This is a genomic window from Christiangramia gaetbulicola (assembly GCF_003054225.1).
Lineage (GTDB): Bacteria > Bacteroidota > Bacteroidia > Flavobacteriales > Flavobacteriaceae > Christiangramia > Christiangramia gaetbulicola.
The window spans coordinates 317,832-329,674 of the sequence record NZ_QBKQ01000001.1; the positions used below are offsets into that span (position 1 = coordinate 317,832).

Consider the following 11,843-nt stretch of genomic DNA (forward strand, 5'->3'; position numbering starts at 1 on the left):
ACCTCTCTTGCAGCAAATAGTTCACTATTCCTTACACTTCCTCGCCATCGGCCTGATTGCTTATTTATACGATAAGGAAAACTGGCTTAAATACTGGGCCATTCTCGCCGCGACAATGATGGTGGACCTGGACCATTTACTGGCAACTCCCTTGTTTGATCCCGATCGCTGCAGTATAGGTTGTCATCCTTTGCATTCAGAAATTGCCATTACCGCCTACGTTCTGGGAATGATCTTTATTAAGCATAAAGTGATAAGGTTGATCTGTATAGGCTTGTTCTTCCATATGTTCACCGATCTTATAGACTGCATCTGGACCTATGCTAAATGTGCGACCTGCCTGCAGGATGTTTTTTAATTACCCGCTGCAGTTCTGGCAATTTTAGCCAATGCTTTGGCCATCTTATCCAGCAATTCCTTTTTATTTTCTACGGAAGGCCTTTTCGCGATATAATATGGATCATTATAGGATACATAAACTTCTTCTTCGGAATTTTCCCAAACCAGCATTTTCTGCGGAAGATCAAGAGAAATACTTTGCTTTTCCTGCATGAGTGGTGTGCCTAAATTGGGATTTCCAAATATTATGATCCTGGTGGGGTTTAATTGCATGCCAACTCTTGCTGCATTCTTTTGATGATCCAGTTCAGCCATTATTCTTATCCGGGGATTGGCTTCAATGATATTCTTAAGGCTTGTGTAAGTATCTTCAAAGTTTCTATTACTTTTTTCAGTTATTATGCCCTCTTTAAATCTAGCCTTAGAATTTTCTACTTGGAGAACTTCACTTTTAGTTGCATCCCTAACCAGGCCTTCCAGGGCATTCGAAATTTTATTTAAAGTCAAAACTCCTTCCAGATCATGACGAGATCTCAAATAATCCACGCTGTTATATAGTACCATGTTTTTCTTTTCAGGATCCTCGTAGAACAATATTTTCTGAGGAAGATCTAGACCGGCAAGTTGATTTTTCTGCATCAAAGGAGTTCCCAGTTTTGGATTTCCGAAGAAGATTATTCGATTAAAATTCAATGCCTCATTTATAGACCGGGCATTCGCTGCGTGATCTACTTCAGCAATGATGCTAATGGCAGGATTATTATCCAGCTTTTGCTTTAGATGATCATAAGCTTCAGAAATGTTCACTTTAGAAAATGCATAGTTCACTCCAATGGGAAGACTTGTCTGTAATTTTTCAGCATATTGATCCATATCCTGTTCCATACTGACCGTTTTATCTTCAATTTGATTTTGAGAAAATGAAACTGAAAGAAAGATGATTGCCGCTAAGAGAATAATTGCCTTCATATGTATTAATTGCACTAATAAAGTAAGCTCATAAAAACTTTATTTTCAATTAATTAATATTTTTTAACTCCCAACCAATATGCCGTCCAAAAAAATATTGACGCAAAAGATGCTATCCCTCCCATTTTAATTCAATTATTTTATCTTTACCATCCTTAATTCAGCCTAAGAAATCAAATTATGCATGTAGCCATCGCCGGAAATATTGGTGCAGGAAAAACCACGCTTACCAGATTACTCGCAAAACATTATAAATGGGAACCACAGTTTGAAGATGTACTCGAGAATCCCTACCTGGAAGACTTCTACAACAAAATGGAGCGTTGGTCGTTTAACCTGCAGATCTATTTTTTAAATAGCAGGTTCAGGCAAATATTGCAGATTAGGGAAAGCGGTAAAAAGATCATTCAGGATAGAACGATCTATGAAGATGCCTATATTTTTGCGCCAAACCTTCACGCCATGGGTTTGATGACAAACAGGGATTTTGAGAATTATAAATCACTTTTCGATCTCATGGAAAGTGTGGTACAGGGACCAGATCTTCTTATTTATCTTAGAAGTAGTATCCCTAACCTGGTGGCTCAAATTCACAGCCGCGGAAGAGATTATGAAAACACGATCTCCATCGATTATTTAAGCCGACTAAATGAGCGTTATGAAGCCTGGGTGCATAATTATGACAAGGGTAATTTGCTGATAATTGATGTGGATAATATTAACTTTGTAGACAATCCTGAAGACCTCGGAGATATCATTAACAGGATCGACGGAGAGCTACACGGACTTTTTTAACAGAATTACAATATGGAATCAACTAAATTAAAAAGACCTAAACATAAGGGTTCACCAAAGTTGTTCGACAACCCTATTTTAGAGAAATTAACGCATACGCACATATCTATTCCGCTTATTATATTTGGAATAATTGCCACGGCACTAGTCTATTACGGGATCATTGAAAAAGGATTTGAAGCTCCGGCCATGATCGGGTTATTCCTGGCAGGTCTTTTCTTCTTTACGTTCATTGAATATGTGATGCACAGGTATTTATATCATATTCCTGCAACCACGCCTAGAAAACAGAAGTTATCTTATACCATGCATGGGGTACATCACGATTATCCAAAAGATAAATCGAGACTGGCGATGCCTCCGGTTCTAAGCCTGGTCATCTCTACAGTATTATTTATTATTTACCGTGCAGTGCTTGGTGATTATGTTTTTGGATTCCTTGCCGGCTTCTTAATTGGGTACGCAGGATATCTTGCGGTACATTATTCTGTACACGCCTTTAAAGTGCCTAATAATATCCTGAAGATCTTATGGCATCACCATAGTATCCACCACTATAGAGAGCCAGACAGAGCTTTTGGAGTGTCTTCTCCTCTATGGGATGTATTATTTGGAACAATGCCAAGAAAAGCACCTAAGAGTCAGCGTGCTGCGGTTGGAACCAGCATCGATCCGAGCTAGTTCAATATATCATATATAAAACAAAAGATCCCGGAAATTCCGGGATCTTTTGTTTTAAGTAAATCGACATATAATACTACTGAATAAATCCATTCTCTCGGGCGTGAATCTCAGCTTCCTTAGAATTATCTGCCATTAAAACCGGTACGCTATCAAAATTATCAACCAAACTCCGTACCCGCTCCATCTGCTTTTTGTGTTTTACGCTTCTTAGATAGATCGCCAGGATCCTGTCTGAATACTGAGCGGCAATATCGGTATATATACTCGCATCATGCTCACCACTATCCCCAATGAGAATGAACTTCATATCTGGATAGGTCTTTAAAATATTGGTGATCTCCTTCTGCTTATGGGGCTTTTCCGGTTTTAAAGTGCGGTCGAAGGGAGTTACAAAATCTCTTAATAGAATAGGCCCTTTGGGAAATTCATTATAGTCCAGAAATAATTTTAAATACTCATATAGGTTCCATGGACTATTACTCAGGTAAAAAATGGGATTTTTGGATTCGCCCGATTTACCTTCATGCATCTTTTTATAAAGACCAGGAGCGCCCTTAAAAGGAATCCTTGCATAGGCGTTCGTAAGCAGGGAATTTTTGAGTAATCTCAACTTTAGAAAAGAGGTAACACCGGTTTGTAAAATCGTATCATCAATATCACTTATAACTCCGTATTCCGCATCTACTTGGGGCACCAGGAACTCTCCCTCGGCTGGATCATCTATTAACTCGGTCTTTTGAGAAAGTTCTTCTTTATAAAAGACCTGGTAGTTGAGCCAACCTTCTTTGTTAGCGTGTTCCGAAAGATTTTCTTCTATGGTCTTATCAAAAAGGAAATAACCTTCGTCATTAGTAGTTCCGGTGAGATCTACCTTATCCCTGATCTTCAATTGTACCTTGGCATTAGGAATCTCGAAACTGTCGAATTGCTTCCAGGTATTCTTAATTGTTTTCCAGATGGATTGATCCTTGACGATATGCAAAGGTTCATTATCCAGGAGCCGGCCTTTTACATATAAATGGGAATAAGTACCATAACTTCTATAGGGCAAAACATAGACCTGATCTAGATTTTTGTACCGGCCTAAAAATTTCTTGAAACGTTTTCGCATTAAAACTATTGGTTTGTTCCAATTTAGGTTTTATTCCTAAAAACGTTTATTTCAGGCCCAAGATTTATAAAAGATTTAGTATCCGTAAGTGAATTAGTGATTTCTAAGGGCCTTTATGAGTTGGTCCTTGGACATTTCACTTCTACCCTCAATACCCAGCTCTTTTGCTTTCTCGTATAATTCCTCTTTTGTTCTATCCTCGTATTTTTCTGCTTTACCTCCTTTTTCCCCGGAATTAGGGTCATTGGCGATTCTAGCCGCCTTTTCTTTGCTCATTCCTTGATCCCGTAATTCTTCGTATTGTTCGTCATTTTTAATTTGAGGCCCGTGATCTTCTGCCATGGTTGAAATCTTTATTGGTTATATGTTAAAATTACAATTTCAGTTGAGAACCCAAAAAATCCAGATTCTGATTAACTAGAGTTTAACGCCAAATTTTAACAACCTTAAACATTTTTTAAGAAAATGTGAAAATTCATCCTCCTCAAAATCCTTGTTTTCCCTCAAGTCTTTAAAACTGGTATCTCTCAAAAATCGCCTTAACTATAAAATTACGTTAAATTGGTTAAATGATTGGCTATAAGATCCATCAAAAAGTACATTTACTTAGTAACTAAATTCTATAATTATAAGGATAAATCAATTAGTTAAAGGAGAGAGAGCTATGCACAGATTGGAGAAGAAAAAGACCATTGAATTACTGGAAAAACAACGTGTATTTAATAAAAAAAGCAGCTATTTATATAAAATAGCGGCAGATAAAGAGAAACGGCTAGTATTGAGAAACTTTTATTACCAGCTGTATAACCAGAAATTGGAATTTCTGGATGAGATCGAAGAAAAGATCGAGCAGCTGAAAAGAGAGATCTCACCTACCAAGGATCCAAAAATGCTTTCATTTTATAAAAGGAAAAAGTGCGAACTATCCAGTCATTTTTTAAAATATAAAATGTTCCAGCGCTATGCCGATATCCATGAAAGGGAATCCAAAAGCCTGAATAAGTATGCTAAGTTTCTTTCTAAAACCAGCCACGCCTGTGTACGGGAACTTTTTCTAAAACACAGACATCAGGTAAAGGAGAACCTGAAAAAGATGAACAATATGACGCTCACTAAATTTCCCATAGCATAAAAAAAAGCCTCCACATTTCTGCGGAGGCTTTTTATATTGCAGTGAAACGAAACCTACTTGATCTCGTCTACTTTACTTCTTACTTCTAATTCTGCACCTTCAAATTCGAAGGTTTCAGTTACCTCTTCTCCGTTGTCAGATCTTGTTACTACCACATAAGCTGTCACAAAATCATCTTCGGTCTTCTTCTCCATTTTCACTTCTTTAGAGATCAATTTTGAATCTGCACCTTCAGAAACCATCACCGTTTCATCCATGTTTGGTATATCTCCCTCAGTATGCCCTCCAAGAATTGGAGCGATCACCAAACCTATAAGACAGGTAAGCTTGATCAAGATGTTCATAGATGGCCCTGAAGTATCTTTAAAGGGATCTCCAACAGTATCACCGGTAACTGCTGCTTTATGCGCGTCTGACCCCTTATAGGTCATTTCACCGTTGATCATTACCCCTGCTTCGAAAGACTTCTTGGCATTATCCCAGGCACCACCGGCATTATTTTGAAATATAGCCCATAATACACCACTAACCGTTACACCGGCCATATAACCTCCAAGCATTTCTGCGATAAGCATATTCTCATAACCAAATATTCTTGGTAAAAAGGCGATCACAATAGGGAATCCAATGGTGATCACTCCCGGTAAGAGCATTTCTTTAAGCGCAGCTTCCGTGGAAATAGCCACACATTTATCGTATTCAGGTTTCCCGGTCCCTTCCATAATTCCAGGAATTTCCTTAAACTGTCGTCTTACTTCACGCACCATCTGCATGGCTGCTTTCCCTACCGAGCTCATGGCAAGAGCAGAAAAAACTACCGGCACCATACCTCCTACAAAAAGCATAGCTAATACCGGCGCTTTGAAAATATTGATACCATCTATTCCCGTAAAGGTCACGTAAGCAGCAAATAAAGCCAGGGAAGTAAGTGCGGCCGAAGCGATCGCAAAACCTTTACCTGTTGCTGCGGTTGTATTTCCTACGGAATCCAGAATATCTGTACGTTCTCTAACTATTGGTTCCTGCTCGCTCATTTCAGCAATACCACCTGCGTTATCAGCAATAGGTCCAAAAGCATCGATCGCTAACTGCATAGCGGTTGTCGCCATCATCGCTGAAGCTGCCAGGGCAACTCCATAAAAACCTGCAAAAGCATAGGATGCCCAGATCGCTACGGCAAATAATAGAATCGAATAAAATGTGGAGATCATACCGGTAGAAAGTCCGGCGATTATATTGGTCGCCGCCCCGGTGCTGGAGTTCTGCACGATACTCATCACTGGTTTTTTACCCAGACCGGTATAATATTCGGTTACCGCAGAAATTACTCCTCCTACGATAATACCCACAAGAGAAGCGTAAAATACGTTTAATGAACTTATGGTTTTCATTTCAAAACCTTCCTCTCCACCCACAAAGAATCCCATTGTCATGGAATTAGCAGGTAGCATCCAGGTTACCAAAAAGTAACTTGCTACGGCCACCAGGATAATAGATACCCAGTTTCCTATATTCAAGGCCTTCTGTACCTCAGCTTCCTTGGCGTCGTTAGATTTTATTCTTACCAGTAAGGTTCCTATAATAGAAATTATGATCCCGGCACCGGCGATTGCCATTGGTAAAAGTATAGGTCCTATCCCACCGAAACCTTCAGAGGTGATATCTCCACCCATATCTTTGATGATATAATTTCCAAGTACCATGGCAGCAAGAACAGTCGCAACGTAACTACCAAAAAGGTCGGCTCCCATCCCGGCTACATCCCCAACGTTATCTCCCACGTTATCTGCAATGGTGGCAGGGTTTCGAGGATCATCTTCAGGAATACCAGCTTCAACCTTACCTACAAGATCTGCTCCCACATCGGCAGCTTTGGTATAGATACCTCCACCAACACGGGCAAATAGTGCAATAGATTCAGCACCCAGTGAGAATCCAGCAAGGGTTTCCAGAACTATGGTCATCTGTTCTGTATTGGTCCATTCTCCTCCCATGAAATAATTGAAGAAAAGAATAAAAAAACCGGTAAGACCTAAAACAGCCAGACCGGCAACACCAAGACCCATAACGGTTCCTCCTCCAAAAGAAACATTCAATGCTTTTGGCAGACTGGTTCTGGCAGCCTGGGTGGTTCTTACGTTGGTCTGGGTAGCGATCTTCATTCCCATATTCCCGGCAAGGGCAGAGAAAAATGCTCCAAAAATAAATGCTACGATAATTAAATAATGGGTAGTGGGTACAAAGTAAGCGATGGCAGCCAAAGCGACACTGGCACCGATCACGAAAAGAGTCAATAATTTATATTCTGCTTTTAAAAAGGCGAGAGCACCTTCATAGATGTGATCTGAAATCTCTTTCATTTTACCGTCACCGGCGTCCTGTTTCATCACCCAGGATCTTTTGACCCACATATAAATGAGTCCGATTATTGCCAGCGCAGCAGGCATATAAATCATTATTGCTTCCATATTTTAGCTAGGTTAATTTGTTAATTATTTATTAATGCCAGCTAATGTAGTAAATTCAGCAATAATTAAAAAAGCAATAACTTTTTAAGGTTATTGCTTTTAATATGTCAATATTTCTTAGAAATATTTAGGATTATATACCGAAGCGGGATTTATCACCTTCATAATTCTCAAATCTTTCTACACATTGTCTAATGATCTCTCTTGCTTCATTAGCATCTCCAAAATCACCAGTATCAACCTTTTTCTTCTCAAGATCCTTATAAACTTTAAAGAAATGCTCGATCTCCTTGATCATATGACCGTTCAGTTCTTTAAGATCGTTAAGTCTGTTCCAGATAGGATCTGAAACTGGTACACAGATGATCTTCTCATCCGGTCCTTTTTCATCGGCCATATGGAAAACACCAATTGGTTTCACTTCCATAACAATTCCCGGGAACGTAGGCTCTGTAACTAATACAAGCACATCTAGCGGATCTTCATCCAGGGCTAAAGTATTGGGAATAAACCCATAATCTGCAGGATACATCATCGAAGAGAAGATCATCCTGTCGTAACGAACTTTTTTCAGTTCAAAATCATATTCATATTTGTTTCTACTCCCTTTTGGGATCTCGATCAATACATCAAAAGTATCAGACATTTTTCTTTGTTTTCTTCATTAAAATTAAGGGCTGCAAATATAGTTATTTCTGATATCTAAATCATTAACTAAAAGTGAAATCCGAAGTCAATTGTAAAAGCCATGGATCTGGCATCGGGATTATCGAAATAATTACCTCTAAAATGCACATCAAAACGCAGGACCTTAAAGATATTTCCTATCCCGAAACTATATTCATAGAAAGGATCGGAGTCTGGAGCGATAAGCGGTAAACCGGAAGCATCTATCCTTTTACTTTCTTCTGAAATATTACCATAAACCGCTCTGAATCCTACTAATTCCCTCAGATTCAATTCCCGCAGAAGCGGAATCCTCGAAAAGATCCTACCGTTAAAATTATGGTCCAGATGAACGGCCGCATAACCATCGGTCACAAATTCATAAAAATCGAGGGTTGGGAAAGTATTATATAATGCAAAATAGGTCTGGTTACCGGGCACCACACTTAGGAGTCCAAGTGGTACGGCGCCAAAGGTCTTACCGGCTTCAACACTTACATTAGATCTCCCCAAGCCACCTACCAGCAATGGCTGGTTATAGAAAAACTGCAGCTTCTTATAATCAAAATCACTATTAAATATATCCTTAACCCCTAGACTATAGTTTAGGAATAAAGTAGGGAAATCCTCTTCGTTCACCACGTTCCTTTCCACTCCATAACCCGAAACCTTTCTTCCCGGCATCCAGGTAAGTATGGTTGAAAACTCGGTTTGGTTGATCTCTGAATCTATGATCGTCCTTTCCTCATCTACATAATAATCCAGGCTGAATTGTGGTGAAGCAGGTTTCAATTCCCTGTAATTTGCACCAACCCTTACGGTGAAGTTTTTTAACGGTTCCATCTCAATAGCGAAAACGCTGAGGTTTATGGAACTTAATTTATCATTATCTCCAACATTCAGAAGCGCAGATGAAGCAAGACTTCTTCCCAGAACATCTGTAGAATTGGTAAGACTCGTACCCAACTGTTCAACATCGCGCCTGTTACCACCTCCAATGATCAATCTTGATTTGGGATTCAGCAGAACCTTTCCAGCAATCCCATATTTGAATTTATTATCTCTAAAACCATAGGCTCCATAGGCTTCTATTCTCCAGGGATCATTCTGGCCAAAATAGGTTCTGCCTCCAAATCTTGTTCTAATACCTTCCACCTCGTTGAAACCAAAAGTTGAATAAACCGGACCATAATCCCAACCATCAAATTCAACATACCCCGATTGAATTACAGTTGCTACATCATAAAGCCTTTTAAAAGCCCTGGTTTTGGTAAGGCTATCCAGCATTACATAAACTCCCTCTTCATCTTTATTCAGCTCTTCCAGTCGATTCTCAGACCAGAATTCCTCGCTTCGGTTATAGGCTACAGATTGCGGATTATATACCGGCTGCTGGTAAAACGAATTAGGTTTCTCATTATTGAACTCGTATTCATCATATAGAAGTGTTCTCTTTGCATAGATCCCCCGGGAACTTTTCTTTTTATTCAACCCGAAATCGGCCATAAAGAAATCCTTGGTGATCAAAAAGATAGAATCATTCAAAACCTTAAAATCCTGTTCTATATACACCTGTTTGATCCAGTTGATATTTACATCTTTTGTGGTCTCAAGGTTAATATTCTTAACTGCCCAGGTAGTATCATTCACCCAGAAATCACCTTTAAAGGTCAACTCGTTTTCTCGTCTTGGGTAGTAGACAATATTGTAGCACCATTTATTATCGATATAGGCACTGTCTGACAATACATAATTATAGGTATCGATCCCGGTCGTTGAAATTGGGCTCACAAAACTCTTATCGAAGAATTTGATGTAGTTCTTATAAATGTCATAATCGTCATAAATATCCTTTACATAATCTATAAGATTTCTGTTCTGGCTGAAACCGGAGTTCTTATTCCCCAACAAGACCTCCTTTTTCTCATTTATGACATTATCTCCATAAACCTCGCTCACAGATTCGTTGATGAACATTGGCAGGTAGGTCTTTCCGGTTACCTTATTAGTATCGGCATAATCGAAAATGAATTCCATACCATTAAAGACCCTACTTTTTATAAGTGAGCTATCTATGGTATTAATATCGAATTCCAGTTTTTCATATTCCTTATATGAATATTGATCAAAAGCTCGCACCCCATTACTTCTTCTGTTTGCCCATACCTTCTTAAGTATATCTATTGCAGGGTTATTCTTCTTAGAGGTTTTGCCCCGGTAGATCACTACTTCATCCAGGCTGGCAGCCTCCTCCTCTAAAGTGATCTTCATGTTTAAATTCACCGCAGATTTAAGGGGAACCTTTAAGGTCTTGTAGCCAATAAAAGAAACCACAATAGTATCAAAGTTCTCATCGGTTTGAAGATAGAACTCTCCATCTTCATTGGTAGTGGTACCGCTACTAGAATTCGCAAAGACCACATTGGCAAAGGGCACTGTTTTTCCAGAGTTATCGTTCACCACACCACCAACTTTGGTCTGGGCAAAAGTGAAGTTAAAACTGAAGAGTATAAATAGAAGTAAGTAAGCTTGTTTGTTCATTATCGGGTAAAAAAAAACTCCATCCTGCGGATGAAGTTTCAAATATAGGTTGATTAAGGTTACTTATACATTACCTTTTTCACAGCTTTAACAACATCGTCGCTGTTAGGCAACCATTCCTGTAAAAGACCTGGTGAATAAGGAGCCGGTGTATCGGCAGTATTAAGTTTTACAATCGGAGCATCTAAATAATCAAATGCTTTCGACTGCACCTGGTAAGTAATTTCTGTAGCAACGTTTCCAAATGGCCATGCTTCTTCAAGGATCACCAAACGATTGGTTTTCTTAACAGACTCAAGAATGGTATCGTGATCCATAGGACGAACTGTTCTAAGGTCGATGATCTCGCAGGAGATATCTTCTTTTTCAAGTTCTTCAGCTGCTTTGTAAGCTTCTTTGATGATCTTTCCGAAAGAAACGATAGTCACATCTGTACCTTCTCGCTTAATATCGGCTTTACCAATCTCGATAACGTATTCCTCTTCCGGCACTTCTCCTTTGTCCCCATACATCTGCTCACTTTCCATAAAGATCACTGGATCGTCATCGCGAATAGCAGCTTTAAGAAGTCCTTTAGCATCATAAGGGTTAGAAGGGACAATAACCTTTAGCCCGGGAGTATTTGCATACCAGCTTTCGAAAGCCTGGGAGTGAGTTGCTCCCAACTGACCTGCAGAACCCGTTGGCCCACGAAATACGATTGGTATATTAAACTGTCCACCGCTCATCTGTCTCATTTTAGCGGCGTTATTAATGATCTGGTCAATTCCAACAAGAGAAAAGTTGAAGGTCATGAATTCAATGATAGGCCTGTTACCATTCATCGCCGATCCTACTCCAATTCCTGCAAAACCAAGCTCTGCAATAGGAGTATCTATTACTCTATCAGGACCAAATTCGTCTAGCATTCCTTTAGAAGCTTTATAAGCTCCATTATATTCAGCAACTTCCTCTCCCATTAAATAGATGCTGTCGTCCAGACGCATTTCCTCGCTCATCGCCTCGGCAACGGCTTCTCTAAATTGAATTGTCCTCATTATATAAAATCTTATTTTTTATTCCTGCACAGCAAAAATAGTAATTCATTAAGGTATATACCATATTTGAAGATTAAAATTTTACCATCTGCCCCATTATT

The 11,843-nt window shown here is 39.2% G+C and carries 11 protein-coding genes; 4 read left to right on the top strand and 7 right to left on the bottom strand.

Annotated features, from left to right (window positions below; all coding sequences use genetic code 11):
- Nucleotides 1-7: 7 nt before the first annotated feature.
- Nucleotides 8-358, top strand: a complete 351-nt coding sequence (locus C8P64_RS01430) for a DUF6122 family protein (RefSeq protein WP_108170279.1) — start codon at nt 8-10, stop codon at nt 356-358.
- Here the strand turns inward: C8P64_RS01430 and C8P64_RS01435 are convergent.
- A complete protein-coding gene (locus C8P64_RS01435) occupies nt 355-1,308 on the bottom strand; it encodes a DUF302 domain-containing protein (protein ID WP_108170280.1) in 954 nt (317 codons plus the stop codon). The two genes, C8P64_RS01430 and C8P64_RS01435, sit on opposite strands and share 4 nt — an antisense overlap.
- A 180-nt stretch (nt 1,309-1,488) precedes the next feature.
- On the opposite strand from C8P64_RS01435, the gene C8P64_RS01440 reads away from it, so the two are divergent.
- Together C8P64_RS01440 and C8P64_RS01445 are read left to right on the top strand one after the other, a co-directional pair.
- The gene (locus C8P64_RS01440) at nt 1,489-2,103 is read left to right on the top strand and encodes a deoxynucleoside kinase (RefSeq protein ID WP_108170281.1); all 615 of its coding nucleotides are present in this window, start codon (nt 1,489-1,491) and stop codon (nt 2,101-2,103) included.
- A gap of 12 nt (nt 2,104-2,115) precedes the next feature.
- Nucleotides 2,116-2,784 carry a sterol desaturase family protein gene (locus C8P64_RS01445; protein WP_108170282.1) on the top strand — a complete coding sequence of 223 codons (669 nt, stop codon included), beginning with the start codon at nt 2,116-2,118 and terminating at the stop codon, nt 2,782-2,784.
- 76 nt (nt 2,785-2,860) lie between these two features.
- Here the strand turns inward: C8P64_RS01445 and C8P64_RS01450 are convergent, their stop codons facing one another.
- Nucleotides 2,861-3,898 (bottom strand): App1 family protein, encoded by a 1,038-nt coding sequence (locus tag C8P64_RS01450; RefSeq protein WP_108170283.1) that lies wholly within the window; start codon nt 3,896-3,898, stop codon nt 2,861-2,863.
- 93 nt (nt 3,899-3,991) lie between these two features.
- Nucleotides 3,992-4,240, bottom strand: coding sequence for a DUF7218 family protein (locus C8P64_RS01455; protein WP_108170284.1), 249 nt, complete (start codon nt 4,238-4,240; stop codon nt 3,992-3,994).
- A 322-nt stretch (nt 4,241-4,562) separates the two neighbouring features.
- On the opposite strand from C8P64_RS01455, the gene C8P64_RS01460 reads away from it, so the two are divergent.
- Entirely contained in the window at nt 4,563-5,030 is a 468-nt protein-coding gene (locus C8P64_RS01460) for a hypothetical protein (protein ID WP_108170285.1), read from the top strand.
- Between the two features lie 53 nt (nt 5,031-5,083).
- On the opposite strand, the gene C8P64_RS01465 is transcribed toward C8P64_RS01460, so the two are convergent.
- The 4 genes from C8P64_RS01465 to C8P64_RS01480 form a co-directional block, all read right to left on the bottom strand.
- On the bottom strand, nt 5,084-7,498 hold the full coding sequence (locus tag C8P64_RS01465) for a sodium-translocating pyrophosphatase (protein WP_108170286.1): 2,415 nt from the start codon (nt 7,496-7,498) through the stop codon (nt 5,084-5,086).
- A 133-nt stretch (nt 7,499-7,631) separates the two neighbouring features.
- Entirely contained in the window at nt 7,632-8,144 is a 513-nt protein-coding gene (locus C8P64_RS01470; RefSeq protein WP_108170287.1) for an inorganic diphosphatase, read from the bottom strand.
- Nucleotides 8,145-8,212: 68 nt separating this feature from the next.
- The gene (locus tag C8P64_RS01475; protein ID WP_108170288.1) at nt 8,213-10,705 is read right to left on the bottom strand and encodes a DUF5686 and carboxypeptidase-like regulatory domain-containing protein; all 2,493 of its coding nucleotides are present in this window, start codon (nt 10,703-10,705) and stop codon (nt 8,213-8,215) included.
- Between the two features lie 59 nt (nt 10,706-10,764).
- Nucleotides 10,765-11,742: a pyruvate dehydrogenase complex E1 component subunit beta gene (locus C8P64_RS01480; protein WP_108170289.1), complete on the bottom strand. Its 978-nt coding sequence runs from the start codon at nt 11,740-11,742 to the stop codon at nt 10,765-10,767.
- Nucleotides 11,743-11,843: the final 101 nt, after the last annotated feature.

Bases quoted from the DNA above. Each gene is read 5' to 3' on its own strand.
- C8P64_RS01435 (WP_108170280.1), bottom strand. From the start codon at position 1,308: ATGAAGGCAATTATTCTCTTAGCGGCAATCATCTTTCTTTCAGTTTCA.
- C8P64_RS01440 (WP_108170281.1), top strand. From the start codon at position 1,489: ATGCATGTAGCCATCGCCGGAAATATTGGTGCAGGAAAAACCACGCTT.
- C8P64_RS01445 (WP_108170282.1), top strand. From the start codon at position 2,116: ATGGAATCAACTAAATTAAAAAGACCTAAACATAAGGGTTCACCAAAG.
- C8P64_RS01450 (WP_108170283.1), bottom strand. From the start codon at position 3,898: ATGCGAAAACGTTTCAAGAAATTTTTAGGCCGGTACAAAAATCTAGAT.
- C8P64_RS01455 (WP_108170284.1), bottom strand. From the start codon at position 4,240: ATGGCAGAAGATCACGGGCCTCAAATTAAAAATGACGAACAATACGAA.
- C8P64_RS01460 (WP_108170285.1), top strand. From the start codon at position 4,563: ATGCACAGATTGGAGAAGAAAAAGACCATTGAATTACTGGAAAAACAA.
- C8P64_RS01465 (WP_108170286.1), bottom strand. From the start codon at position 7,498: ATGGAAGCAATAATGATTTATATGCCTGCTGCGCTGGCAATAATCGGA.
- C8P64_RS01470 (WP_108170287.1), bottom strand. From the start codon at position 8,144: ATGTCTGATACTTTTGATGTATTGATCGAGATCCCAAAAGGGAGTAGA.
- C8P64_RS01475 (WP_108170288.1), bottom strand. From the start codon at position 10,705: ATGAACAAACAAGCTTACTTACTTCTATTTATACTCTTCAGTTTTAAC.
- C8P64_RS01480 (WP_108170289.1), bottom strand. From the start codon at position 11,742: ATGAGGACAATTCAATTTAGAGAAGCCGTTGCCGAGGCGATGAGCGAG.